The sequence below is a fragment of the Paenibacillus flagellatus genome, from assembly GCF_003217775.1.
Lineage (GTDB): Bacteria > Bacillota > Bacilli > Paenibacillales > NBRC-103111 > Paenibacillus_AB > Paenibacillus_AB flagellatus.
On the sequence record NZ_QJVJ01000003.1, the window covers coordinates 208,542 to 233,868 of the forward strand.

Consider the following 25,327-nt stretch of genomic DNA (forward strand, 5'->3'; position numbering starts at 1 on the left):
ATGTTCTCTACCTGACGAAAGGGCGGTGTGAGCCGGGTGGAATTTATTTATACGAATCCGACCGGATTGACCGATCTCGAGGTTCTCGAGGTCGGCACGCAAGCGTGCACCCCGGCCATGAAGTTCGGCCCGGGCGTACGCGATATGTACATCCTTCATTACGTCCACGACGGTTACGGTACGTATGCGGCCGATGGCCGGGCCGAGCCGATCGGCCCGGGCGGGCTGTTTCTGGTCGTGCCGAATACGGTCCATTCGTATTGGCCCGATCCGGACAAGCCTTGGCACTATTCGTGGTTCGGCTTCGTCGGCACGATGGCGGCCCGTCTCGCCAAGCAGGCCGGCTTCGTCGAGCCGGCTCCCGTCCGGACACCCGAGCCGGACGTCGCCCTCGAGCCGCTCTTCCGTCATTTGATGGCATACCGGGAGGAGCCGGCCAAGGAGCTGCTGCTCACCGGGCTGCTGTACCGGATTTTCGGCACGCTGGCCGTCCCCGACGATACGCCCCCGCTGCGCCCCGACGTCGGCCTGCACGTGCGGAAAGCCGTCTCCTTCATGAACGCGCGTTACGCCGATCCGATCGGGCTTGCGGATATTGCGGCCCATGTCGGGCTTGACGCCAAGTATGTGTGCCGGCTGTTCCGGCAGCGCTTGTCCATGTCCCCTTACCGGTACTTGACCGACGTGAGGATGAGGAAGGCGTGCCGCCTGCTCCGCAGCCATTTGCTCGGAATCGCCGAGATCGCCCGTTCCGTCGGGTACGCGGATCCGCTGCTGTTTTCCCGGATGTTCAAACGGACGATCGGCGTCTCGCCATCCGCCTATCGGGAAATGGCCAGACGGGAAAACGGCACGGATAGCGGGTAAGCGCGCGCCATCGAGACATGAAGCAAGCAATGACTGATCGGCCGAAAAGAAAAGGGACAACCCGATGTTGTCCCTCCGGATCGCCGAGAATGACTCGGCCGTCTTCGATCCATGTAATTAATACCCGTACCCGTAGCCCGGATAGTACGGATAAGGATACGGGTATGGATAGGGGTACGGGTAGTAGTAGTACGGATACGGTCTGAAAAACGGGAAAGCGAACGTGAAAAACGGAAATCTGCGCCGATGATACCGTCGGTATCGCCCTCCTCCGCCAGGGAAATATTGTCTTCCTTCGAACTCGTTGTCACGGTGGGTTTCCGCGTCGAACTCCTCCGCAACCAGCATCGTAACGCCATCGTCGTCCATCGATTCGATGATGCCGTCGAATTGCGCGCCGTCTCTCGTATGCGCGATGACATGGAAGTTCATGTACCTTCTGCAGTGCGATGCCGCGTCGCCGCCTGCGTGATGTGCCTCTTGAACAGGGTAAACCGGATTCATTACCCTCATCCCTCCTTTACAACGACAAGATATTCGCCTATGCTCGGCTGTGTTAACGCCCATGGAGCAAAAAAAACGAAAACGCGAAAAAAGCCAACCGGCTGCCGCATGATTGGCAATCGGTTGACCGGTTTCGCACATTCCTGCTTTTCTCCTATGAAATACCCTCGCTTTCCGGTTGGCTTTCGGCATCGAAGCGGATGCTTCGACGCCATGTCGTTACGGGTGCGGCGCCGGGGACTCCTCCTTCGCCAATTGATGTCGGAACAGCTCGACGATCCGGAGCGGAAGCCGGCATTTCAGGGCGAGCTCGATGCTAGTCATACTCGGGTTCTCCTTCAGCTCGCTGCGGATCATTTCGCGGATATCGTTTTTGTTCATCACTTGCCTCCTTTCGTCGATCGTGCGGATCGTTGCGGTCATATCGTGATCGGCGCGATGCCGACGCCCGAATAGCCCGTATTGGTTAGAGGCAAGGTCGTCACCGTGTTCGAGGAAGTATTGATGATCGAATAATTGGGGCTCTGCGAATTCGTAACGTACGCCCGCGTACCGTCCGGCGTAATGGCGATCGCGCTCGGGCCGTCCCCTACCGGAATCGTGGGCGCGATGATTTCATTCGTGCCAAGATGAATGATGACGACGTTATCGGTGCCTCCGAGGGTGACGTAGGCGCGCGAGCCGTCGGGCATGATGGCGATTCCGGAAGGGTTGCTTGGAAGAACGATTGTGGTCACGACCGAATCGGTGAGCGTCGAGATCACCGAAACGGAAGGAGCCGACGTGTTGACGACGTAAGCTCGCGTACCGTCCGGCGTAATCGCGATATCGTCTGGGTTCGGTCCAACCATGATCGGCGATCCGATCACGGAATTGGACGTCGTGTCGATAACAGAGACGTTTCCGCCGGCCGAATTGGCGACATAAGCTTTTAGACCGTCGGGCGTAATCGCGATCCCCTCGGGACTCGCCCCGACCGAGATCGGAAGACCGATCGTCGTATTCGTAGCCGTATCGATGACCGAAACGGTGCCTGCGATAAAATTGGTAACGTACAAACGGGTTCCGTCGGGCGTGATCGCAATCCGGTTCGCACCGTCCCCGACCGGAATCGGCGGTCCGACTACCGTATTCGTCGCAGTATCGATCATGATGACGTTATCGTCGCTGAAGTTGGGGACATAGGCTCGCGTACCGTCGGGCGTGAAAACGATGCCATTCGGACTATCTCCGGTCGGAATGAAGCCCATGATCGTATTCGAGGCCGTATTGACCACGGTAATGACGTCGTTTAACGGGAACAACAAGTAAGCGAACGGGCCATGATCGACGGACTCGATGGCGCAGACGGGAATGATCCGCGTTCCGGACGCACCGGCAACGATAACGGTTCCTTCCCCGGTACGCAGTATGCGGCCCTCGATACTGTCAGCGAATCCGGAAGTGGATACCGACACGTATTGGCCGCCCAGCCGCTGAAGCGTTGCCCGCATTTCCTCGAAGCAGGGCGCTTCCCGATCCACGCCCGGAACGCCTTGCGGTCCTGGGGGGCCTTGTGCGCCTTGCGGTCCCGGATCACCCGGTGCTCCAGGCAGACCGGGCACTCCTTGCGGGCCCGGTATTCCTTGCGGTCCTTGGGGGCCTTGCGGTCCTTGGGGAACGACCGTACCGCTTGCGATCGCTTGTGCCAAGCTTTCCGCTTTTCTAGCTCTTTTTGTTTTTAAGGTGCCGGCCTTTCGCTTACGACGCTTCTTGAGCCTGCAAACCGCAATGGCTTTTCGCTTTCGGCGGCACTTGGATCTCCTTTTCCTGTTTCTGTTCCTTTTCGGACATCCCATCGGTTAACACCTCCCCTGAAACTGGTACATCATACGTAGTCTGTGCATCCGTTGAATGCACTTGTACCTAAGGGGAGGTTAGACGAACGCACATTTTGTTCGGTTCCCTTCTTATCCTTTCAACGACCCTATCATTACGCCTTTTACAAAGTATTTTTGGATGAACGGGTATACGCATAAAATCGGCGTCGTGGCGACCATGATGGTGGCCGCCCGAATAATGTCCGGCGTCACCAGATTTTGCGGCTTGGCCGGGTCGTAGTTGTCGTACTCCTGAAATTGCGGGGAGCCTTCAATAATAATTTTACGCAAAACGTTGCCGAGCACCGCTTTATCGGGCGACTGGATAAAGAGCAGCGAGTCGAACCACGCGTTCCAATGGGAAACGGCATACCAGAGCGATATCGTCGCGATGATCGGCATCGAGACGGGAAGCACGATGAAGAACAGGATGCGGATGTCGTGGGCTCCGTCGATTTTGGCGGACTCTTCGATCTCCTCGGGCAGCGACATGAAAAAGTTGCGGACGACGATCATCGTGAACGCCGCGATCAGCCCGGGCAGGATGAGCGACAGCCGGTTGTCGAGCAAGCCGAGCTCTTTGATCAGCAAGTAGTTCGGAATCAACCCGCCGCTGAAAAACATTGTGAACACGATAAACGTCGTATACCCGCTGCGGTGAGGCAAATAACGCTTGGCCAGCGGGTACGCGCACAGTACCGTGAACAGCACGTTCATGGCCGTCCCCAGCACGGCGCGAAAGATCGTATTGGCGTAGCCGGTCCAAATCATCTTGTTGGAAAAGACGATCTTGTACGCCTCCAACGTCGTCTCTTGCGGCCACAGCTTCAAGCCGTATTGATTGGCGGCGGCCGGCGTGCTGAACGAAACGACGATGACGTTGATGAATGGATAAACGGCCGTAAAAGCGAACAAGGATAAAAAGACGACATTCAACAGGTCGAACGCCCGTTCTCCGGTCGATTTTTTGCCGATGGTCATGGACATGTCGCGGTCGCCCCCTTTACCAGATTCCGTACTCGCTGAACCGTTTGACGACAACGTTGGCGATCAGGATCAGCGCGAACGCAATGACGGTAATGAACAAGCCGGACGCGGTCGCCAAGCCGTATTCCATCTCCTTGATCCCGAGCCGATACGTATACGTGCTGAGCACGTCGCCCACTTCGTAGACGGATTCGTTGTAGAAATTGAAGATCTGATCGAAATCGTCCGAAATAATGCCGCCGACGGCGAAAATGAACATGATCGATATGACCGGGACGAGCGAAGGCAGCGTAATGTGCAGCGTCTGCTTCCACCGGCTCGCTCCGTCGACGACGGCGGCCTCGTACAGCGACGGATCCACGTTGGAAAGCGCCGCCAAGTATATGATCGATCCCCAGCCTACGCCCTTCCACACCTCGGTGCCGACGAGCAGCGTACGAAACCAAGCCTGATCGCCGAAGAAAAAAATCGGCTCCAGGCCGATCGATGAGATCAAGTAGTTGACGACGCCGCGGGTAGGCGAAAAAATCTCCATAAACACGCCGGCAAGCACGACCCAAGATAGGAAATGCGGCAAATAGCTGAGCGTCTGGACGATCTTCTTGAACAAAATCGCGCGAAGCTCGTTCAACAGGAGGGCGAGCAAAATCGGAGCCGGAAAACCGAATGCGAGCTTGTAGACGCTCAGCACGATCGTGTTGCGGAAAGCCCGCGGAAAATCCCGTCCCGAGAACAGCTCGCGGAAGTTGTCCAGCCCGTTCCACGGACTGCCGAATATCCCGTCCACGATTCGATACTCTTTGAACGCGAGAATGATGCCGTACATCGGCACATACTTGAAAATGAAAAAAAAGATCAGACACGGGTACAGCATGTAGAACAAGTAACGATTTTTCCAATACGACTTCAGCCAACCGGACGTTTCGCCCGGTCCGCCCGCCGTCTCCCGCATGGCGGTACTCATGGCGCTCCCCCTCCCGGGTGCATGGATAGCGTCCGACGACGTCCGTCGGCCGCTATCCCCTCCCCTTGTTCGCTTACTTCAAAGACTGGTACCAATCGTTCGCTTCTTTGGTCAATTGGTCGCCTCCGTCTCGCTTCCATTGCTCGACGAATTTGTCGAATTCGTCCAACGGCTTGTCTCCGTTGATGATGGCCGCGAACGTTTCCCGCTGAAGCTTCTCCACCACCTGTTTATAAAATTTCGATTCGGACGGAAGCGGGGCTTTGAGCGCATTGGCGATCGATCCCCCTTCGTACTTGAACAGCTTGGCGGTCGCCTCGCGGTCTTCCGGCTTCGACCATTTCTCGGCGAATTCCGGCTGGGCGAACGGGGTGAACGTAATGTGCAGGCCGAGCTTGGCCTGAGCGTCGTTTTTGGCGTATTCGTCCTTCATTTTCGGCTGCGGGCCGTTCATGACGTACGTTTGGTCGAGAACACCGAATTTGGCTTTCATGAACAAGTCGTAATCGCTGTACAGCGCGTCCCATATTTGCATGATCCGGTGCTTGACTTCGGGATCTTTCGCATCTTTGCCGAACGCCATGTAGACGGAGCCCGTCATCCCCGGGGCCGGCACTCCCGATTTCCCGTCCGCACCTTTGACCGGTTTGCCGTAGGCGATGCGCGCCTTAGGGTTCGTTTCGGCCAGCAGCTTCACGTTGTCCCCGCCCGGAAAGCTCTTCTCGGGGATCGCCGGCGCCCAATGGTAGTACGCGCCGTGGGAGGACAGCCCGATCTTGCCGTTGACGAAATCGTTCGATACCGCCCAGTACCCGCCCGTATTCTCGCCGTTCGGCAGCACCCATTCGGGGCTGATCAGATCGTCCTTTTTCATTTGGCGGAGTACCTCGAGCGCCTTCTTCGCCTCTTGCGTAATGCCGCTCCATACGAGCTTGCCTTCGCGTTCGGTCCAAAATTCCGGATAAATGCCGAAGGCGCCGTACACTTGCTGCATCCCGGTTTTGGACATGCCGTACGTATCTTTTTTTCCGTTGCCGTCCGGGTCGTTGTTGCGGAATCGGACCATCGCTTCCTTCAGCTCGTCGAGCGTTTCCGGCACTTTCGCCAGGCCGACTTGATCGAGCCAATCTTTTCTCCAGGCGACCGCCCAACCGTATACGCCGTCGGTGTTCAAGCTCGGGATGCCCATATATTCGCCTTTGCGCTTAACGTATTTCCACGCTTGCGGGTCGTACTTGTCGACCAGCTTTTTGTAATTCGGCATGTACTTGCCCAGCTCTTCCTCGGTGAACGTCACGGCGACGCCCTGATCGATGAATTTGGCCAAATCGGCTCCGTTGTACACGGTCATGAAATCCGGGAATTCGCCTGCGGCCATCTTCGCGCCGAGCAGCTCTTCCCGCTTCGTCACATCCAAGTACCAGATGTTGAACTTGACGTTGAACTTCTCCTCCAGCAGCTTTTTGCTGGCCGCGTTTTCGTCGACTTGACCGTATTGATACGTCAGCCAGTCCAACGTAAGCGTTTTCTTTTCGTTGCCGCTCTCACCCTTCTGCATGCCCGTAGACGTATCGCCCTCCTCGTTGTTGCCGCATCCCGCCAAGGCGGCGACAGCGATCAGCGCCAACGCCCCGGCCGTCAGTTTAACCCCATGTTTACGGATCATAAGGACCCTCCCCGATAAGTTTGGTGCGAAACAGCAGCTCCGCCAAACTGGCTGCCGCCGCACCGTTCCCCCAATCGAAAATCGTGAACTCGCCGACGATATCGTCGCCGTCCGCCCCGTGATGGGCGTTTTCCATCTCGAAGCCGAAGTCCCGTTCGCCGAAGAAAGGGTGCTTCCGTTCGTATAGCTGCCGCATGAGCGGGTTTTCCGGGCAATACATCATGTAGAACGACGCCTTCATCGCCCCTAGTCCGCGTTCGGCGTATTCCCGTTTGCCCGTCGCGCCGTAGTAGCCGATATACGTTAGTGCAAATAAGCTCTGCCTGGCGTCGTTCCACTCGTCGTCCGAGTTCATGACGCCGAATCCGCCGAGTACGGGAATGCCCATGTAGGCGGGGTTCCAAACCGCCTGGTACAAAGACAGCTCCGCAAGCGCCTTCTCCCCGGCAGCCAAATGGCTCGCAAGTCCCGTCGCCTCGTACAGCTCCTTAAACGCCTCCGCCGTCCAGTACATGGACAGCGTGGACTGGTTGTACAAGCCGCTGCGGCTGTCCTTGACGCCGTGCCGCTTGCCTTCCCATTCGGCCGCGCAGGACCAGTACGTCTCGAAATCTTCCCAGCGGCCTTCCGGCATGACGTCGCGGAGGACGAACGCCATCGCTCTCTCTGCCGCGGACAAGTAGGCGGCATTGCCCGTCATCGCGAACAGCCGGGCGAGCAGAAGCGCATGCACCGACGTCCCCACGCCGTGCCGCAGGAAGGGGGAAGCGTACCCGAGAACCGGATGAATCCAAGCCGGGAAGCTTCCCGACACGTCCTGCACCGTGAGCAGTCGTTCGGCATAAGACTGCGCATACTGCAGCAGCCGCTCGTCCGCTTCGAGGTCCCGGTACCATTTCAGCATCCAATAGCAGGTCCACGACATATCCGGCAAGTGCGCGTATTCGTCGTGTCCCGGAGGCCGGCGGTCCGAGAAGCCCCATCGCCCGTTGTCCCACCGACCTTGGTCGTCGGCCCGGAATACCGACGGAAACCAACCGTTGATTCGGGGCGCCGATAGGGCGAGCTCCTTCGCCAAGTTCGCGCGGCGAACCAGGTCGGCGTCGCCGCGAATTCCCCCCCAAAGCCTGTAGCCATACGCGCTTCGCAAGCTGCAAAACCAAGCCTGGTTCCAGATGCTTTTTCGTTCCCGCCAACGGTCTTCCATCCCGACACCCGGCGCCTGACTTGCCCGGACGATGAAAACGCAGCCCCCTACCGCCGCGCCGTCCATATCGAATTCGTGCCATACCAAATCTCCCCATCGGCGAAACGCCCAGTCGTACGCGTGCATCGCATAGGGCTCCAACTCCCTCAAAGCGGCGACCATCGCCCGGGCGAGATCGTCCGATTGCGCGGGCAGGGCGGCGGCCGGGCGAGCGAACGTTTCCCACAGCCAACGGCTGACCGGGATCAGATTCCGGCCGCCGCCGGATTTCTCCCACCGTACGACATGGAAGCGGAACAGCTCGCGGCCGGGATATACGGGAAAACGGCGATGCGACAGCCGATGATACACGTGGCCGTACTTTTCGTAGTGGGCCAGTCCGTAGAACAGCTCGCGGTCCTGCCGCACGTAATCCATCACGTGCGGCACCGGCCGGCACTCGCCGAGGTGGCGCAGGTCGGGAATGAGCGCGAACGTATCCATCCCCCGTTCAAAGACGATGGCGGGCGAACGGAAAACGCTGTCGCCGACGACCATTCCTTCCTCCGGACACAAATGCGGCTTCCAGATGAGCTCGGCTTCCGGCGCGACCTTCATGCGCAGCAGCACCCGTTCGGACTCCTGAGGGGGACCGATCCAGCGGACCGATGCGGTCGCCCACTGCCCTAGGCCGTGATCGGAAACGGCCGGCGCCGTCCAAGTGACGGACAACTCGTTCTGCTTTTCCGTCTTCAGCAAGCCGGAGGCCCAATCGGGCATCTGACCCTTCATCGGCACCCTCCTTTCGATTTCGATGCGATTCCGACAAAAAGCAATCGGCGTTACTCCTATGCTAATCGAAACGGCCGTCGTTAGGATTTAGCCCAAATTAGCAAGATGTTAACCGAAATTGCGAAAGGGCCGGAACGGCGGTTGACCGGTATTGCGATAGCCGAGGCAAGTCAATATAATGAGAGCAACTTCGTACAAGGTGGGTGATCGGCGTTGGATCCGAACGGCTTGTCTCCCTACATCCGGGTTGCGTTGGATAACGAACTGATTCCCGGCTGGCTGATCAAAGAGAGAGTCCTGTTCGATTACGAGCTTTTGTACATCAAAGAGGGCGCAGCCCGCATCACGGTTATGGACGAGGTCTACCATGGCAAACCGGGAGACATATTCCTGTTCAAGCCGAAGCAGCGACATTCGATTCTGAATCGGGGGGCGGTCCCGGTGCGTCAGCCGCACATTCATTTCGACCTGTATTACCAGCCCGACAGTCCGGACGTGAAAGTTTCCTTCAAGCCGCTCAATGAAATCGCTCCCCACGAGATGTCCTGGTTTCGGGAAGACCTGTGCTCGGCTCCTCCCTTCGAGCTGCCGACGTATATTCGCCTGCACAACCCGCTCGCGTTCGAAAAGATGCTGCTCGATCTTATCCATGACTACAATCTCGGTTTACCTTACGGCCAGCTGTATGCGAAGGGCGCCTTCATCCGGCTGTGGACCCATTTGCTGCGGGAGCATCAGTGGAACCAGAACAGCCATCTGCACTCCCACTGGCTGCAGCTGACCAAGGTGAAGCATTATTTGAACCACCGTCTCGATGCGGATCTATCGGTCGAGCAATTGGCGGAAATGGCCAACCTCAGCAGCTACTACTTCATTCATTTGTTCAAGCAAGCGTTCGGCGTCTCCCCGATCCGGTACCACTTAATGGCGAGAATCGAAAAAGCCAAGGAATGGATCCAATTCACCGATATTCCTTTAACCGAAATTGGGGAGCGTGTCGGGTTCGGCAGTATCCATGCGTTCAGCCGCGCGTTCAAAAAAATAGAAGGGGTTCCCCCTTCGTTCTACCGAAGCAAAAAGAAATGACGCTTCCGCTAAGCGGAACGCGCCATCTTCGTGAATCGCCGCAGCCGTCCCGTCCGTTCGGCCGCTTTAAGGTGCTTCCATCGCGGCGGCCAATGCCGACAATGTGTCTGCTGCATCAACGGATATATGTTTGCCGCGCTGGGCCGATACTTCATGAGCGAAAGCTTTTATGTTGCCCTGATTCAGTTTGACGGACAGGCTGTTCGCGATTCCGTTGTGATCGATCTGACCGCGTTCGGCGAATTGAGGGATCAACGCCTTCAAAACGTCCATCGTCGCCTTTTGCAGCCTATTGACGAAAGAGGACTTCAGCGGGCTGCCGGGCAGCGGGGAGACGGCTTGACGGGCCGTCAGGATGTCGGCCGGCTGTCGGTCGGCTTCGGCTTTTCTCACCGCTTCGTCAGCCTTCACCACGACGTCTTCGGGAGAACCCGGAACAATGTCGGTTGCGCTCCAATTTCGGTACAGGCGGCCGTCCTTATCGGTCATGTGCCCCTCTTTCCCTACCGCGAACAGTCTTCCGCTAATGTCCGAATCGGGGACGTCCGGTTTTTTGGAGAACACGAGCTTGACCGTATCGATCGCGCTGCCGACCGGATCCTGTTTCTTGGCCAGGTCGCCGAACAAGGCGTCTTCCGCGCTCTCGATCCGGTATCGGATGCGCAGCACGCCGCTCGCTGTTTCGTCCACGGCGACGCTAGCTTTTCCTGCGAGGCGATCGGCGACCGTCCACGACCGGTAAACGGTTTTGGACGGATCGTAATGAACGGTAAACTCTCCGCTTACGTAGCCGTTGGCTAGCGTAATGCCCGGAACGACGACGATATGGGCTTTGTCCGCTACGTCCGTGTTCAGTCTCATCGTATATCGCGGCTCGTAACGATCTTTCACAAACTCGTACAGGCGGTCGTACACGGAACGCCGGATCATCGACATGCCGTCCGTACGTTTGGCCGGATCGAGCGGGACGAACGCGTGGGCCCCGTCCACGATCGGCGTCGTCGCCAAGTAATACGTGTTGAACGCTTGTTCCATATACCCGGACGTCACACCGAAGTTCATATATTGCGCCAGCGTATGGTAGTCGTTGTATTCGATCTCGACGCCGGCGCCGACTTTTTTCGCAAACTTGGCGGTTTCGGGCAGCACGCCTTTTTTGTAGTAATTGAACGCGTAGTTAGGCTGGATCGAAGCGGACGTAAATCCGAGCTCCTTCCAAATATAAGGCGACAAGGAAGACAAGTACGGGATCCACGTGAAGACGTACGATTTGCTATTCGCATGCGCCGCCGTTCTCCGGATCAATTCGATGTCTCCCCCGCCGAATACGCGCTCCGGGTTCCAATAAAAACCGGTCAGCTCCAAATGGTCGTAGCCCGCCTCCCGGAACCGCCTCTCCACTTCATCCACATACCATCGTAGAGCCGTCTTCTGATTCTCCAAAGCGAGACGCGTCATTTCCATCCGTCCCGCTTCGCTGTCGGGATCGGCCACCTTGTCGCGGAAATCGTCGGGTAGCAGGCCGAACCGGCTGCCGTCGCCGCGAACGTCGCCGAAATCGGAGCTCGGCGTCAGCTTCGGAATCGCCATCGTGACGCGGACTTTGCGGTTCGTGCCGAGCAGCGCGTTCAGTTCCTCCGCGGCCTCGTTCATCGCCCCGAGCTGCGTCGTTGGCCGGAACGCGAAGTCGAGGTACGAGCGGTAGTCGGCCATGTTCGCGAATACGCCCATGCCGTTGCCGTCGAAGCCGGAAGGCGTTATGATGGCCGATACCGTCGCGAACAAAATGTCGTCGAACAGCCAATCGGTGTAGTTCCCGTACATATCCCGGTAACCGAGCACGGACAGCAGCTTTTCCTTGGTCCAGTTCGTCACCTCGGGAACTTTGTAGGCCCCCGTCGGCAGCAGAAACTGATCGCGTATGCCGGAAGCGGCATCCGAGCCCGGAGCCGGGTACGCCTGAACGATCGGGTTGTCCGGGTCGGGCTGGGAGACGGGCGGCTCCGCTCCGTTTCTAATGCCCGGTACGCCCATAATTTGGATCTCGTCGGCCCAGCAATTGAATTCGACGACGAACGTCATTTTGATGAAACGCGCCTGGATGTTCATCGGCTTGCCCGACACGCGGTCGAGCTTGTACGTCTTCTTATGCACGTCCTTATTCCCCGCTCCCGGCTTCACGTTCTCGAAATATAGCGGAACGCTCGGCTCGGCTTTCCCCAGAAACGCATAATCGACCCCGTCATTGGACGCATAATACCGAACATGAAACGGAGGACTGATGCCGACGTCGCTTCGCTGGGCGAACGTCATGGACAAGCTGTCGACCGTATGGACGTTCTTCAGATCCACCACGACTTCGCGCATCGAGTCGCGATACAATTTGAACCAGGTCGGATCGCTCCAATCGTTCCCGTTCGCTTCGACGCCGTCCGTCATTTTATAGGCGTCCGCCGCGGGCGAGCCGGTATCGGGGATGTTCAGTTGGGCTTGAACGTCGGCATCCGGCTTCTGAATGGCGGGAACATGTCCAATGGCGAGGTTTGCCCGCTGCACGTCCTGCTCCGCCCATGCCGCTGAAGAAGGCGACATCAGGCAGCCGCTTGCCACTCCGAATGCGATCCATAATAACGATGCTTTCCGTAATCGAATCGTCTTCACGCTCCTTACGAATGCGGATTGAATAGTAAACGCTTACATTTCATTTCAATCGCGACCGAAACGTTCACCCCCGTCCCTCACAATATTGCGGTACTAGCATGTTCGTTCCGCTTGGCGCTTCCTCCATGCAACAGCCGCGCTGCTTCTATCTTAACCCGATCCAGCTCTATTGGATTTAGCCAAACTTAGCAAGATGTTAACCGATATTGCAAACTTGCGTTTACGCTGCGCATCCGGTCGAACCGGTTGAAAGCGAAAAAAGGGCCCGCCCTTCTACGGCAGGCCGTCCCCTGACTATTTAAGGCGCTGTAAGGGTGGATCGTATCGCGATCGATCATTCGTACTTGGCCATCAGCTCCGCGAACAGCCGTTTCATCGAGTCGATCAGCTCCGGGGGCTCTTTGACGGTCGCCTCGTTGCCCAAGCCGACGAAAAATCGGGCGTAAAACGCGAGGTCGCTCCCGGGAACCGGGCCCTCCAGCCAGCCGCTGCCGTCCTCCCGGATATGCAGATGCGAGCCGAGCCATAACGCGGCCTCGCACATTTGGACGCCCTGCCGGCTTAATTCCGCGTAAAGCCGGATCGACGGCCCCTCCTCGGTCCGGAAACACGACTCCTTGTTGCCCAGATGGACGTGCCGCAAATCTAGCGGAGCCGTGCCGCCTTCGTCATACGCCGCCGAATGAATGCGATCGCAGCGGAAGACGCGAAACTGGCGGCGCAGGAAGCAATAAGCCGGGCAAAACCACAAGCCGTTGTTGGCGTATATCCCGATCGGCTGAATGTGCCGGCACGCCCCTTCTCCCTTCGACTCGTATTCGATGAGCAGCACCTTTTGCCGGACGGCCGCCTCCAGCAGAATCGGCAAGTGGGGCGATTCCCGCTGCCTCGTCGGCGTCACGAAATCGACCCGGTTTTTCATCTGATCGATCCGGTCCCGCACGTCGCCGGACATGTGCAAATAAAACTTTTCCAGTGCGGATACCGATTCCGATTCGAAGGGCAGCGACGAATAATGACGAAGCGCATGGACCGCGAAAAACATCGCGACCGCCTCTTCTTCGGTGAACGCGATCGGCGGCAAGATGCGCTCCTTCAGCACCTGATAGCCGCCGTGGGGACCGACCTCGGAATAGAGCGGCACCCCCAGCTCGCTCAACTCCTGCAAATCCCTCAGCATCGTCCGCGTCGATACGCCGAACTCTTGGGCAAGCTCCTTTACCGTAAACTTCCGTTTTCGGTTGACCGTCATCATCAGCTCCAGCAGCCGTTTCGATTTGGACATCGCGATCCACCTATCCTTTTCACGTTCATGACAAAGATTGTCACTATTATCCTCTATAATGGGCTCAAGATCAAATCATACAACAGCGAGAAGGAGCTGCGATACGATGCAATATTTATTTTTTTCGATCATGTTTGCCATCGGAACGGACACGTTCCTGATCTCTCCGCTCCTCCCGACACTGCAAAGCTTGTTCGACGTCCCGACCGGGTCGGCGGGTTGGATGATGGGCGCCTATACGTTGGGCTCGGCGACGTTCGCGCTGATCGCGGGTCCTCTATCCGACGGGTGGGATCGCAAAAAGGTGCTGCTGTGCGGCCTGATCGGCTTCGCCGTCTCCACGATCCTGTGCGGCTTTGCCGTCGATTTCTGGACGATGTGCCTGTTCCGGTTCATGGCCGGGGTGAGCGCGGCGTTTACGGCGCCGCAAGTGTGGGCTTCCATTCCGGCCTTGTTCCCGCCGGCCCGGATCGGCAAAGCGCTTGGCATCGCCTATGCGGGGCTTGCCGTCTCCCAGGCGTTCGGCGTGCCGATCGGCAGCCTGCTGGCGGCGGGACACTGGTCGTATCCGTTCTGGGCGATCGGTCTCGGCTCGCTGCTGCTGGCGGCGGCGGTCGCAGTCGCCGTACCGGCCATGAAGCCGCCTCTGCGGCCCGGAGCGAAGCCGTCCGTCTTGTCGCGGTACGTTGCGCTGCTGGGAAGCGGCCGGGCGCGAGGCACGTTTCTCGCCTACTTTTTCGTCCACTTGGGAGCCGGCGCCGCTTTCGCTTTTCTGGGCAAATGGTTGACGGACCGCTTCTCCCTTTCGATCGACGAGACGGGCTACGCGATCCTGTTTCTGGGGCTCGGCAATTTGCTCGGCAGCCTGTGCAGCTCTTACGCGGTCAAAGCGCTCGGTCCGCACCGGGCGATGGCGACGGGGATGCTGTTCGCGATCGCGGCTTATGTCGCGGTGCCTTACATGCCGTCCGTATCGCTCGTCACCGTCGTCTACTTCTTCCTCTTCGCCGTATTGGGCGTTTTGTTCCCGCTTATGGTGGGATTGCTGAACGGGTTGAACCCGACCGTCCGCGGCACGATATCCAGCCTGGCCACCTCCACGATGAACGCGGCGACGACGGTCGGCGCCTGGACGTCCGGCATGCTTTATGCGGCGTTTGCCGGGTACTCCGCCGTCGGCCTGTTTACGGGGATCTGCTTGGCATGCTCGCTGCTCGTCTTCGTCTCGAGCGGCGTGTTGACGAGCGCGGAGGAGCAAGCCGAGCCGAAAGCCGGCTAACCGGAAGCGCGCGGCTCTCTCTTGGCGCAAACGCAGAGGAGCCTACCTCGCAAGCGGTTTAACCGCTCGGCGGGATAGGCTCCTTATCGCCTTCACCTCGTCGTGACGAAGAAAACGACGGCTATTACGGCCAAGATGCCGGTGACGACATAAAACAGCGTAAGCCGGGTCATGTTCCCCTTCGTTCGGGACTCGTAGCCGGGATTCCCCTCTTTGTTCTCCTTCGACACTCCCACCGCGACGGTCGCTCCGATGGCGGCGAGCAGCAAGACGAGTATGGACACTACGGAAATGGTCGGCATGGGTGCATCCTCCTCTCTCGATCGGTCCGTCATGTCGGTACTTTCATCATAGAGCGGGAAGGCCGGAATGAAACCAGCCAATTGGACGGGAATTATCCCATCCACTTGTCAAACATTTGCAACAAGTCCGTCACGGAGCCGCCAAAAACATCCCTCCCTTGCTCCACCCGTTCTTGATACACTAATACGGAAACGAAATGCGGAAAGGGATGTCGGACATGTGGAAGCCGGATCGCGAAGCGGATAAACCGATTTACCGGCAAATCGTCGAACAGATCGAGCGGCGCATCGCGCTCGGCGAACTGCCTCCGGGAAGCGCCCTTCCGTCCGAACGGAAGCTGGCCGAGCAGCTGGGCGTCAACCGGAGTACGATCGTGCAAGCTTACGAGGAGCTACGGGCTTCGGGTCTGATCGAGAGCAGGACCGGGAGCGGCACTCGCGTCTGCCGGAATAAATGGGGGCTTGTTCCGAGATCGGCGCCGAACTGGAACGCCTACGTCGAGGGCGGCACGTTTCTGCCCAACCTGCCGTTCCTGCGAAGAATACGCGACAGCATCCGGAGCGGGGAGCCGTTCGTCAATTTCGCGAGCGGCGAGCTCGCCGCGGACTTGTCCCCGAACGACGTCATCCGGCGATTGATGGCGGAGCAGCCGTTCCAAGAGCCCCTCGGGTATGGCGATCCCGCCGGTTATGCGCCGCTCCGGGCCGCTATCGCTTCGTTTTTGCAGGAGCGGCGCGGCATGGTTGCGACCGACGAATCGATTCTTGTCACGTCGGGGTCCCAGCAGTCGCTGTATTTGATCGCGCAATGCCTGCTCAGCCCGGGGGACGCGATCGCCGTCGAAAATCCATCCTACGGCTATTCGCTGCCGATGTTTCAATCCGCCGGGCTCCGCCTGTTCGGGCTGCCGCAGGACGAGCGCGGCGTGAAGCCCGACGACATCGAAGCGCTGTACCGGCGTCACCGGATCCGGATGGTGTTTTTGAACCCGAATTACCAAAACCCGACGGGTATCGTGCTGGATCCCTCCCGGAGGCTCGAGCTTTTGGCGTGCTGCGAGCGGCTCGGCATCCCGATCGTCGAAGACGACCCGTTCGGCTTGACTTCGATCGACGGGTATCCGCCGCCGCCGCTCAAGGCGCTGGACCGCAACGGAACCGTGCTGTACGTCGGCTCGCTGTCGAAAATCGCCGCCTCCGGCTTTCGCATCGGTTGGATGGTGGCCCCCCACTCCGTCGTTCGGCGATTGGCGGACGCCCGCCAACAGATGGACTTCGGCCTGAGCGTTTTTCCGCAGTGGATCGCGGCTCACTTCTTGAACTCGCGCGAGCTGGAGTATCATCTGGCCCGGCTGCGCGACTCGCTGCGCCTTCGCCGAAACTTGCTCGCGGAAGCGCTGCGCGACGAATTGGCCGACGAAATCGGCTTCGATCTGCCCGCGGGCGGTCTGAACCTGTGGTGCTCCGTCAACGAACCGGTCCACGACTACGCGCTGCTCGAGAACGGGATCAAGAACGGCGTCCTGTTCGTCCCGGGAAGCGTATACGGCTCCGATTCCGGGTTCGTCCGGTTTACGTACGCGAAGCCGGCCGTCGAAGAGATCGGGCCCGGCGTACGGAAATTCGCCGCGGCGCTGCGGCAGACGCGCGCCGGCCGGTAACGGCGAAAGGCCGCCCCTCGGGACGGCCGGCCTTTCGTCTTATTGGGACATTCGCTGCGTCCGGAACTCCTGCGGCGTCGAGCCGTTCCGCTTCTTGAAGAAGCGGATGAACGCCAGCCCGGAATTGTAGCCGAGCGCCGCGGCGATTTCGTTCACCTTCATGCCGCTGCCGAGCAGCAGCTCCTTCGCCTTCAAATTGCGGTAGTCGTTAATGTAGTCGGACAAGCCGATACCCGTCATCTGCTTGTACAGTCTGGAGAAGTAGGACGGATTCAGGCCGACGTGATCGGCGATCGCATTCAAGGAAATGTCGGTGGAGACGTGGGCTTCGATATAGCGATGCGCCTTCTGCACGACCTCGTCCGGCTGCCTCGCCCCTTTGGCCGCCTGCCAATCGAACAGCAAATCCGCCGTCTGCAGGAAATATTGCCTCAGCGACGGCCACGAATACGCCTCTCCCGGCTGCATCAACGGCGCCAAGTCGTGAACGGCGTTCACATGCGCGCGCAGCTCCTTGCTCTTGTTGATCGGTGCGAGGAATACGGAAGCGAGCGAATGGAACAGCTCCTTTTTCCGCTCGTACGGGCAGTCTTCGTCGGTCCACAGCTCGGTCATATCGAGATACAGCTCGTAAAACGGCTCGCGGTGGTTTTCCTCCAGACACTTCGCCAGCAGCAGGACGCGGGCATGATGGAACTGGTCGTGCCGCCGCCCGCCGCCCCCTTCCTCTTCCGCATGCCGGATGTCCGAATCGCTCAGGATGACCTCGGTCGACAAGCCGATTTTGGAGACAAACCCGTATTTCAGCCTGTGAAAACGGTCCGACACCTCGCTCCACGCCACCCGCTCGCTGCCGAGGATGAACGAAACCGGCAGCTTCAGCAGCTTTTTGCACGTATGCTGGATCGTCTCCAGCATTCCGCTCGCATAGGTGGCCGTTTTCGTCCAGCTCGCGAGGATCGCCCCCGCCTCCGCTTCGGGATCGCACAATGGCTGAATGAACCAGACAATCTTCGACTGGTCGTACACGTACGAATAGGTGCGCAAGTACGACGACCAATATTCTTCGGCGATGTTCTGGACGGCATACAGCAGCAGCGCCTTATCCGGGGCGGTCATGAACTCCTTCCACCCGTCGACCCGGCCGAGCAGCAGCATGACCGGCATGTCCGCCCTAAGCGGCATGTCGATGTCTTGGAAATGCTGCGCCAGCTGGCCGTCCGTCACCTGCTTCCCCTGCAGCAGCCCGGCCATATAGTCCCTTTGCAGCGTCGGCACCGCGAGCCGCATCCGGTCGTGCGCCCGCTCGACCATCCGCCGCTGATCGTATTCCTCCTCGAAGCGGGCGATCGCCCGTTCGACGGACTCGATAATTTTCCGGTCGCTCTCGATCTTCAAAATGTATTCGAAGCTGCCGTACTTTACGGCGCTCTGCACGTAATGAAAATCGTTATAGCCGGTCAAAAAGATGACCTTGCACGCCGGCCATTGCGCCTTGATTTCCCGCAGCAGCTCGATCCCTTCCAGTCCGGGCATTTTGATGTCGGAGATGACGATATCGATCCGGTTGCCCTGCATGAGCTCCAACGCCTCTTCGCCGGAATACGCCTTCAGGATGTCGAGCTCCAGATGGTCGGCCTGCTCGAACAGCTCGATCAAGCCGTCCGCGATGATCGGCAAGTCGTCGACGATCAGCAGTCGGTACATGACGGTTTCCCCCTTCAGCTTAACCCGATGAAAATTTTCACCCGCATGCCGCCCAGCTCCGAGCGCGCGATCGACACGCCGTAGCCGGGGCCGTAGCGCAGCTGGATGCGACGGTGCACGTTGACGAGGCCGGTCGTCTCCTCGAACCGGTTTTCGGAATGGCGCAGTCTCGCGTTCAACCGGTCGATGTCCGCCTCGGTGACGGCGTTCCCGTTATCCTCCACGTAAAAGGCGAAGCCGTCCGCCTCGCGTTCGCCGCGCACCCACAGCTCGCCTTCGGCGCGCATATTGCCGAGCGCATGCTTGTACGCGTTCTCGATGACGGGCTGAAGGACGAGACGCGGTACGGTAAGAGCGAGCCCCTGCTCCTCGCAATCGAATTCGACGTGAATGCGCTCCCCGTAGCATACCGACTGCATATCGACATAGGTGCGGGAATGCTTCACCTCGAGCTCGAGCGGGATGTCGTCCTCGTCGTTGCGAGTAATGAAGTGAAAATATTCGCCGATGTACAGGCAAAACTGGTACGCCTTCTCCTTTTGCCGGTCGGACTTGATCAGCCGGCACAGGACGAAAAAGCAGTTGTACAAAAAATGGGGATTGATTTGCGCCTGCAGCCGCTTCAGCTCGGACCGCTGGTTGCGGATTTGCTGCTCGTAATTGTCCTCGATCAGCGTGCGCAGCGAATGGATCGTATCGTTGAACGCCTGGTACAAATACCCGAATTCGTCGCGTCCGCGGTCGATCGCGATCGGCTCCAGCCGGTTTTGCTGCACGCGCCGGAACGAATGGACGAGCCGCATGAGCGGTCGGTAAATGAGCCGGAACAGCGAATACGAGAAGAACAGGACGACGAGCGCGGCCAGTGCGCACGCCCACCAAAACCAAACCCGGTATTTCCGGATCGGACCGAGAACGTTCGCTTCGGGGATCAGGCTGACCGAATATGAGTTCCACAGCGGGGAAAACTTGTATACCGCCAAATAGGTCTCTCCTTCGTACCGGACCGTCTCATACCCCTCCGTCTTCCCTTCCGCCCGAACGCTGCGGACGAAAGCTTCGGCCGTCGCGACGAGCGCCGGATCGCTGCCGCTCTGGATATGCCAGCCGCGATCGACGTTGACGAGCACGCTCTTGCCGCCAAGCGTGCTGCCGATTTGCGCGAGCGACTGCCGGATCCGCTGCGAGGACAGCTCGACGCCGACGACGAACAGCGGCTCGCGCTGCGTCACCGCGGGAACCTGCATCGAGATGAACAGCCGGTCGTCCCAGAACAGAAGCGGCTCCTCGTACGTCCGGTTTTTCGTCTGCATCGCCTCGTACTCCGACCGGTCGATCGACGTTTCGTAATCGGCGCTGAGCAGCGTTCGTCCGATCGAGGGCACGTACGCGCGCGCCTCCTCGATGAAAGGGCTCGACTCCTTCATCAGCTGGAGCCGCTGCTGAATATCCCATATCGTTTGCGTCCGCTCGTAGACGGATAGCTCGTTGCCGGCCGCGGCGATCTCCATCAGATCGTCGTCCGTGACGTATTTCGGCAAATACCGGACGATCCGGTCCGCCTCCTTGTCGAGCGATTCCAGGTAATACCGGGTTGTATTCAAGGTCGAGAGCGATATTTCCCGCCGGATGCTCTCCGAGCCTTTCTCGTTGATCAGCCAAGTGACGGCCATGAGCGGGAAAAGGACGGCCAGAAACGCGGCCAGCATTTTATGAAAAATCGAAAAGTCCCTCAATCGGAGCAACCGCTTCATCGTCCGTCCACCGCCATGCTGTTGATCGAAATGCGTTCTCTTATTCTTTGACGCTCCCCATCACAATTCCTTTAATGAAAAACCGCTGCAGGAACGGATACACGATCAGGATCGGGAACGCCGCCACGAAAATTTGCGCCGCCTTGCTCGTCCGGTCGGACAGCTTGATCATCAGCTCCGCGTTTTCCGTCTTCAGGAAGCGGAAATCGAGGTTGATGATGATCGTCTGCAAAAACGTTTGCAGCGGATAGTTGTCGGGCTCGTTCATGAGCAGCATGCCGTCGAGCCAGCTGTTCCAATGGCCGACCATCGTGAACAGACCGGTCGTCGCGAGCGCGGGCATGGACAGCGGCACGTAGATTGTCCACAGCGTGACGAAATGACCGGCGCCGTCGATCCGCGACGATTCCTCCAGCTCCTTCGGCAAGCCGCGATAAAAGTTCAGCAGCAAAATGACGTTGAACACGGCCAGCGCCCCCGGGAGGACGAGCGCCCAAATCGTATTGATCAAGCCGAGCGCCTTGATCGTCATGTACCAAGGAATGAGGCCGCCGCTGAACAGGATCGTGAAGACGAACACCCAGACGTACAACGTGCGCAGCCGAAACTGCCCCGTCTCCTTCGACAGCGGGTACGCCGTCATGATCGTCAAAAACATGCTGATCGCCGTGCCGAGCACGACGCGTTGGATCGTGACCCAAAAGGCGCGCAAATATTCCGGCTTGCCGAAGACGTTGTCGTAAGCGGCGGTCGTGAAATCGACGGGCCAAAGGACGACCTTGCCGGCCGAAGCCGCGGCTCCGGAGCTGAACGAGACGGCCAATATATGGATGAGAGGCATCAGGCAGATGAACGAAGTCGCCGCCAGGAAGATCAGGTTGGCGCCCAGGAACAGCCGCCGGCCGAGCGATAGTTTGTAAGGCATACGGACACCTCGTTGTCATGACATTCTAGAAAATGCGGTAATTCGCGAATCGGTAGGCAAGCACGTACGAAACCGAGATGAACAAAAACGAGACGACCGACTTCAGCAGCCCGACCGCCGTCGCGAACCCGTATTGGGATTGCTGTACGCCCATCCGGTAGACGAACGTATCGATGATGTCGGCGCTTTCGTACACTTGCGGGCTGTACAGGTTGAAAATTTGGTCGAAGCCGGCGTTGAGGACGTTGCCGATGTTCAGCGTGAGCATCAGCACGATAATCGGCATCATGCCCGGTATCGTAATGTGCAGCGTCTGCTTCCACCGCCCCGCTCCGTCCATCTCCGCCGCTTCGTACAGCGACGGATTGATGCCGGTCAAGGCGGCCAAGTAGACGATCGTGCCGAAGCCGAATTCTTTCCAGACGTCCGATACGACCATAACGTACGGAAACCAGCGGTTGTCGCCGAGGAAGAAGATCGGCTCGAACCCGAGCGAGACGATCACTTGGTTCACCAGCCCGGTCGACGGCGAAAGCACGTCGATCAAGATGCCGCTGAGCAGAACCCACGACAGGAAATGCGGCAAGTAGACGAGCGTCTGGAACGCCCGCTTGATCCATTGCCGGGTCAGCTCGTTCAGCAATATCGCGATCGCGATCGGCACGAACAGCCCCGCCGCGATTTTCATGACGGCGATATAGATCGTGTTGAAGAATATCCGCCCGATATCGGGATAGTCGAACAAAAACCGGAAGTTTTTCCATCCGACGAACGGAGAGCCGAACAGCCCTTTGGTCGGAATATATTTCTGAAACGCCATCAGGATGCCCGCCATCGGGATATAGCTGAATACGATGACGAAGACGAGTCCCGGAACGAGCATCGCATGGAGCGGCCATTCCCGCTTCCAGATGCGCAAGATCGAATGCATCGTGCACCACCGCCTTTTGAGCCGTAAAAGAAGAGGGATCGTCCGAGATCGATCCCTCCCTCATGCCCAGATCTATTTGTTCTTCGCGTACCAGTCGTTCACTTCTTTGGTCATTTGATCGCCGCCCAGCTTCTTCCAATCGGCGACGAACTTGTCGAACTCGTCGACCGGCACCTGGTTCATGATGATTTTGAAAAACACCTCGTCCCGCTTCTTCTCGAGAATCGCGTTCTTCTCCACCATCGTCGGCGTCGGCGCCCCGAAAAATTTCGTTTGCTGGAACTGGTTGTTTTTCTTCATGTCGGGATAGTGCGACACCGCTCCCTTCGGACCGGAAATCAAATATTCCCACCACATGCCGGTGTCGCCGTTTACGTATTTCATCGCCCGGGCATACCGGGTTTTCTGATCCTTCGTTTTCGGCAGGCTGTCGTCCTTGTTCGCGATCGCCTTCGGAAGCACTTCGCCGTTCGTGCTCGTCTGGTTGTACACCGTCAGCGGGTTGAGCAGCCAGTAGTTGTTCCCTTTCTCCACGCGGTCCTTGCCGAATTCGTACACCTTGTTTTCTTCCGTCTGGTTGTTGTCGACGACGATCCAATGATTGAGCAGACGGATGACCGCTTCCGGATGCTTGGCTTTCTTGGACACGACGTAATATTGGTCCGCGCCCAGGCCGATTTGCATCTTCGCCGGCTTGTCGTCGATCGAGAGAATCGGGAAGACGCCCCATTCCTGCACGACCTTGCCGTCCTTCACCGCGCCTTTCGCCAGATGGGCCGGCGCCCACTCGGCTCCGTAGACGATGCCGATGCTGTCGTTATACAGCAGCTCCGACGCCTTTTGCGTATCTTTGACGCCGAATTCCGGGTCGATCAGCCCTTTTTTGAACATGTCCTGCAGCGCTCTCAGCGCGTTTTTCATCTCCGGCTGCACGTAGCCGAGGACGAGCTTGCCGGTGCCGTCGTCGATCCACGTATCCGTATAGGCGTGGAAGCCGTTGAAGAAGCCGATCAATCCGGTAACGCCGTCCTTGAAATCTTTGTTCAGCGCGATGCCGTACGGCTTGCCGGTGCCGCCGGGGTCGTTTTTCTTGAACGCCTCCGCGATCGCGATCAAATCCTGCATCGACTTCGGCTCGGCCAAGTTCAGCTTTTTGAGCCAATCGGTGCGCACGTAGACGAATTGCGCGTTGAACGGATTCGACGTCCGCGGAATGCCCATCAGCTTGCCGTCGATCGTCGCGGACTTCATCTGGAGGCCGCCGTCCATCTTCATGAACTTCTTCGTCTCTTCGGTCGCGAACTTGTTGTACACATCCGTCAAATCCATGATCATGTCCGCTTCGATCAGCTGCTGGAGCTGGGTCGCGTCGACCGGGAAAAAGTCGGGAATGTCGTTCGAGGCGATGGCCATCTTCAGCTTTTCCTTGAATTGGGCCGAATCGGCAGCCACCCACTTGTTCGTAATTTTGACGCCGGCGTCTTTCTCGTAAGCGTCGTACACCGCGTTTTTGTCGAAGCTTTCGCCCGGATCGAACTTCAAGTACGGATCGCTTTCCCGTACGGTCGACACCTCGAGAACGGCTTTCGAATCGGACGTCGTCGCGCCTGCGGACGGTGTCGTCGTAGACGTCTGCGGATTCGGCTCCGTTTTGCTGCACGCCGCGACGGCGACACTCGCGATCAGCGCGGCGGCGATGACGCCGTGCCGCTTCCATATCTTTTTCATAGGACCCCTCCCAAATGCTCTGGATGTTCATCGGAATACCGCGCGCGTTTCAGCTTCCTTTGATAATTCTAGTATAAAAACCGGATCGCCCGTCAGCCATATACTAGTCTTTACATGGATATACACCTATTGAGGCGAGCCGGCCGACCCGATGAACTAAACAATAGCCGAGCTCTATCAAGGAGACAAGCCATTTAGTCGAAATCGATTGATCAAGCGGCGCTGACGCCCGCCAAAACCAAGTCGGGTCGTGTATAAAATGCTGTTGACATGACACCGAATGGTGTCCTATAATCAATTAGACACCAAATGGTGTCCGAATGACGAGTTTCGTTTGAAACCCGATGAGGAGGAAATTGAGGATGATAATTGGTACGGAAACAAAGGTGAAAGCGGGAACCCAACCCCGCGGAAAGACGATCGCTTATTGGACGGTCACATTATTGCTCGCGGCGGCCATAACGTTAAGCGGTATCGGGCAATTGATGCAGCTTGGGGGAAACGTCGAGTTGGTGGCGAATCTCGGTTATCCCTTGTACGTCATGACCATTCTCGGGGTGTGGAAAGTGCTAGGGGCCGTAGCTCTCGTCGTGCCGCGTTTTCCCCGGCTTAAAGAATGGACTCACGCCGGTATCTTCTTTTTGATGACAGGTGCGGCTTTCTCTCATGCGTTTGCCGGCGATGATGGCGATTACGGGTTTTCCGTTATTTTACCGCTTGGGTATGCCGCACTGAATATCGCCTCGTGGGCGCTGCGTCCGAGCAGCCGCACACTTTAAGGAGGAGAATCGTTCAATCGCCGCCGCTTGCGGAATATACTGGATGCGGAAGGAAATACTGAAGGTCACGGGGGGATTCCAATGGAACAAGCCAAACCGACGATCAAAATTAACGACAACGGCTCGATCCGGGTTACCGGGGACGTCGAGCTTGTCGACGGCGAGGGCAACAAGTTCGAGACGGGCGCCTCCTTCTCGCTCTGCCGTTGCGGCGCGTCGGAGAAAAAACCGTTTTGCGACGGAACGCACAAAAAAATCGGCTTCCAGAGCGCGCCGCGCGCCCAGCAGCCTTGACGGACCAAAGCGGCGAATCGGGCCGAACGCGCAAAGCGCCACTTTTCGAAGAGTGGCGCTTTGCGCGTTTTTTGGGATCGGACGAAACTGCACTTCCCCGATACGTCGAG

Annotated in this window: 21 protein-coding genes; 6 read left to right on the top strand and 15 right to left on the bottom strand. The window is 58.3% G+C overall.

The genetic code is table 11. The features are described from left to right. Nucleotides 1-36: 36 nt before the first annotated feature. Nucleotides 37-867 (top strand): AraC family transcriptional regulator, encoded by an 831-nt coding sequence (locus DLM86_RS07540; protein ID WP_146250174.1) that lies wholly within the window; start codon nucleotides 37-39, stop codon nucleotides 865-867. Nucleotides 868-984: 117 nt separating this feature from the next. Here DLM86_RS07540 and DLM86_RS07545 read toward each other — a convergent pair whose 3' ends face one another. The 7 genes from DLM86_RS07545 to DLM86_RS07570 form a co-directional block, all read right to left on the bottom strand. After that, a complete protein-coding gene (locus DLM86_RS07545; protein ID WP_110839380.1) occupies nucleotides 985-1,371 on the bottom strand; it encodes a hypothetical protein in 387 nt (128 codons plus the stop codon). A gap of 219 nt (nucleotides 1,372-1,590) precedes the next feature. Then, nucleotides 1,591-1,752, bottom strand: a complete 162-nt coding sequence (locus DLM86_RS32020) for a hypothetical protein (RefSeq protein ID WP_158289378.1) — start codon at nucleotides 1,750-1,752, stop codon at nucleotides 1,591-1,593. Between the two features lie 38 nt (nucleotides 1,753-1,790). Then, nucleotides 1,791-2,894 (bottom strand): beta-propeller fold lactonase family protein, encoded by a 1,104-nt coding sequence (locus DLM86_RS07550; RefSeq protein ID WP_146250175.1) that lies wholly within the window; start codon nucleotides 2,892-2,894, stop codon nucleotides 1,791-1,793. A 426-nt stretch (nucleotides 2,895-3,320) separates the two neighbouring features. Further along, complete coding sequence (locus tag DLM86_RS07555; RefSeq protein WP_110839382.1) at nucleotides 3,321-4,217, bottom strand: carbohydrate ABC transporter permease; 897 nt, start codon at nucleotides 4,215-4,217, stop codon at nucleotides 3,321-3,323. Nucleotides 4,218-4,233: 16 nt separating this feature from the next. Then, a complete protein-coding gene (locus tag DLM86_RS07560; RefSeq protein WP_211326494.1) occupies nucleotides 4,234-5,181 on the bottom strand; it encodes an ABC transporter permease in 948 nt (315 codons plus the stop codon). A gap of 73 nt (nucleotides 5,182-5,254) precedes the next feature. After that, nucleotides 5,255-6,847, bottom strand: coding sequence for a type 2 periplasmic-binding domain-containing protein (locus tag DLM86_RS07565; protein ID WP_110839383.1), 1,593 nt, complete (start codon nucleotides 6,845-6,847; stop codon nucleotides 5,255-5,257). After that, on the bottom strand, nucleotides 6,837-8,825 hold the full coding sequence (locus tag DLM86_RS07570) for a hypothetical protein (protein WP_110839384.1): 1,989 nt from the start codon (nucleotides 8,823-8,825) through the stop codon (nucleotides 6,837-6,839). The genes DLM86_RS07565 and DLM86_RS07570 overlap by 11 nt, the downstream gene beginning before the upstream one ends. 213 nt (nucleotides 8,826-9,038) lie before the next feature. Between DLM86_RS07570 and DLM86_RS07575 the strand changes: the two genes are divergently transcribed. Next, nucleotides 9,039-9,911: an AraC family transcriptional regulator gene (locus DLM86_RS07575; RefSeq protein WP_110839385.1), complete on the top strand. Its 873-nt coding sequence runs from the start codon at nucleotides 9,039-9,041 to the stop codon at nucleotides 9,909-9,911. Nucleotides 9,912-9,977: 66 nt separating this feature from the next. Here DLM86_RS07575 and DLM86_RS07580 read toward each other — a convergent pair whose 3' ends face one another. Both DLM86_RS07580 and DLM86_RS07585 read right to left on the bottom strand, forming a co-directional pair. Then, the gene (locus DLM86_RS07580; protein WP_146250176.1) at nucleotides 9,978-12,503 is read right to left on the bottom strand and encodes a DUF4855 domain-containing protein; all 2,526 of its coding nucleotides are present in this window, start codon (nucleotides 12,501-12,503) and stop codon (nucleotides 9,978-9,980) included. 403 nt (nucleotides 12,504-12,906) lie between these two features. Continuing rightward, complete coding sequence (locus tag DLM86_RS07585) at nucleotides 12,907-13,857, bottom strand: helix-turn-helix transcriptional regulator (RefSeq protein ID WP_110839387.1); 951 nt, start codon at nucleotides 13,855-13,857, stop codon at nucleotides 12,907-12,909. Nucleotides 13,858-13,963: 106 nt separating this feature from the next. On the opposite strand from DLM86_RS07585, the gene DLM86_RS07590 reads away from it, so the two are divergent. Continuing rightward, nucleotides 13,964-15,136, top strand: a complete 1,173-nt coding sequence (locus DLM86_RS07590) for an MFS transporter (RefSeq protein ID WP_110839388.1) — start codon at nucleotides 13,964-13,966, stop codon at nucleotides 15,134-15,136. A gap of 92 nt (nucleotides 15,137-15,228) precedes the next feature. Here DLM86_RS07590 and DLM86_RS07595 read toward each other — a convergent pair whose 3' ends face one another. Continuing rightward, entirely contained in the window at nucleotides 15,229-15,438 is a 210-nt protein-coding gene (locus DLM86_RS07595; RefSeq protein ID WP_110839389.1) for a hypothetical protein, read from the bottom strand. 218 nt (nucleotides 15,439-15,656) lie between these two features. Between DLM86_RS07595 and pdxR the strand changes: the two genes are divergently transcribed. Next, nucleotides 15,657-17,099, top strand: a complete 1,443-nt coding sequence (gene pdxR, locus DLM86_RS07600; protein ID WP_110839758.1) for a MocR-like pyridoxine biosynthesis transcription factor PdxR — start codon at nucleotides 15,657-15,659, stop codon at nucleotides 17,097-17,099. Nucleotides 17,100-17,138: 39 nt separating this feature from the next. Here the strand turns inward: pdxR and DLM86_RS07605 are convergent, their stop codons facing one another. The 5 genes from DLM86_RS07605 to DLM86_RS07625 all read right to left on the bottom strand — a co-directional run bounded on the left by DLM86_RS07605 (nucleotide 17,139) and on the right by DLM86_RS07625 (nucleotide 24,144). Then, nucleotides 17,139-18,806, bottom strand: a complete 1,668-nt coding sequence (locus DLM86_RS07605; RefSeq protein WP_110839390.1) for a response regulator — start codon at nucleotides 18,804-18,806, stop codon at nucleotides 17,139-17,141. 14 nt (nucleotides 18,807-18,820) lie between these two features. Continuing rightward, complete coding sequence (locus DLM86_RS07610; RefSeq protein WP_110839391.1) at nucleotides 18,821-20,560, bottom strand: sensor histidine kinase; 1,740 nt, start codon at nucleotides 20,558-20,560, stop codon at nucleotides 18,821-18,823. Nucleotides 20,561-20,600: 40 nt separating this feature from the next. Further along, entirely contained in the window at nucleotides 20,601-21,485 is an 885-nt protein-coding gene (locus DLM86_RS07615; RefSeq protein WP_110839392.1) for a carbohydrate ABC transporter permease, read from the bottom strand. A 25-nt stretch (nucleotides 21,486-21,510) separates the two neighbouring features. Further along, nucleotides 21,511-22,416: an ABC transporter permease gene (locus DLM86_RS07620; protein ID WP_110839393.1), complete on the bottom strand. Its 906-nt coding sequence runs from the start codon at nucleotides 22,414-22,416 to the stop codon at nucleotides 21,511-21,513. 72 nt (nucleotides 22,417-22,488) lie between these two features. Then, a complete protein-coding gene (locus DLM86_RS07625) occupies nucleotides 22,489-24,144 on the bottom strand; it encodes an extracellular solute-binding protein (protein ID WP_110839394.1) in 1,656 nt (551 codons plus the stop codon). Between the two features lie 362 nt (nucleotides 24,145-24,506). Between DLM86_RS07625 and DLM86_RS07630 the strand changes: the two genes are divergently transcribed. Next, nucleotides 24,507-24,923 (top strand): DoxX family protein, encoded by a 417-nt coding sequence (locus tag DLM86_RS07630; protein WP_110839395.1) that lies wholly within the window; start codon nucleotides 24,507-24,509, stop codon nucleotides 24,921-24,923. An 81-nt stretch (nucleotides 24,924-25,004) separates the two neighbouring features. Next, a complete protein-coding gene (locus DLM86_RS07635) occupies nucleotides 25,005-25,217 on the top strand; it encodes a CDGSH iron-sulfur domain-containing protein (RefSeq protein ID WP_110839396.1) in 213 nt (70 codons plus the stop codon). Nucleotides 25,218-25,327: the final 110 nt, after the last annotated feature.

Bases quoted from the DNA above. Each gene is read 5' to 3' on its own strand.
- DLM86_RS07545 (WP_110839380.1), bottom strand. From the start codon at position 1,371: ATGAATCCGGTTTACCCTGTTCAAGAGGCACATCACGCAGGCGGCGAC.
- DLM86_RS32020 (WP_158289378.1), bottom strand. From the start codon at position 1,752: ATGAACAAAAACGATATCCGCGAAATGATCCGCAGCGAGCTGAAGGAG.
- DLM86_RS07555 (WP_110839382.1), bottom strand. From the start codon at position 4,217: ATGTCCATGACCATCGGCAAAAAATCGACCGGAGAACGGGCGTTCGAC.
- DLM86_RS07560 (WP_211326494.1), bottom strand. From the start codon at position 5,181: ATGAGTACCGCCATGCGGGAGACGGCGGGCGGACCGGGCGAAACGTCC.
- DLM86_RS07565 (WP_110839383.1), bottom strand. From the start codon at position 6,847: ATGATCCGTAAACATGGGGTTAAACTGACGGCCGGGGCGTTGGCGCTG.
- DLM86_RS07570 (WP_110839384.1), bottom strand. From the start codon at position 8,825: ATGAAGGGTCAGATGCCCGATTGGGCCTCCGGCTTGCTGAAGACGGAA.
- DLM86_RS07580 (WP_146250176.1), bottom strand. From the start codon at position 12,503: ATGTCGCCTTCTTCAGCGGCATGGGCGGAGCAGGACGTGCAGCGGGCA.
- DLM86_RS07585 (WP_110839387.1), bottom strand. From the start codon at position 13,857: ATGTCCAAATCGAAACGGCTGCTGGAGCTGATGATGACGGTCAACCGA.
- DLM86_RS07590 (WP_110839388.1), top strand. From the start codon at position 13,964: ATGCAATATTTATTTTTTTCGATCATGTTTGCCATCGGAACGGACACG.
- DLM86_RS07595 (WP_110839389.1), bottom strand. From the start codon at position 15,438: ATGCCGACCATTTCCGTAGTGTCCATACTCGTCTTGCTGCTCGCCGCC.
- pdxR (WP_110839758.1), top strand. From the start codon at position 15,657: ATGTGGAAGCCGGATCGCGAAGCGGATAAACCGATTTACCGGCAAATC.
- DLM86_RS07605 (WP_110839390.1), bottom strand. From the start codon at position 18,806: ATGTACCGACTGCTGATCGTCGACGACTTGCCGATCATCGCGGACGGC.
- DLM86_RS07610 (WP_110839391.1), bottom strand. From the start codon at position 20,560: ATGAAGCGGTTGCTCCGATTGAGGGACTTTTCGATTTTTCATAAAATG.
- DLM86_RS07615 (WP_110839392.1), bottom strand. From the start codon at position 21,485: ATGCCTTACAAACTATCGCTCGGCCGGCGGCTGTTCCTGGGCGCCAAC.
- DLM86_RS07620 (WP_110839393.1), bottom strand. From the start codon at position 22,416: ATGCATTCGATCTTGCGCATCTGGAAGCGGGAATGGCCGCTCCATGCG.
- DLM86_RS07625 (WP_110839394.1), bottom strand. From the start codon at position 24,144: ATGAAAAAGATATGGAAGCGGCACGGCGTCATCGCCGCCGCGCTGATC.
- DLM86_RS07630 (WP_110839395.1), top strand. From the start codon at position 24,507: ATGATAATTGGTACGGAAACAAAGGTGAAAGCGGGAACCCAACCCCGC.
- DLM86_RS07635 (WP_110839396.1), top strand. From the start codon at position 25,005: ATGGAACAAGCCAAACCGACGATCAAAATTAACGACAACGGCTCGATC.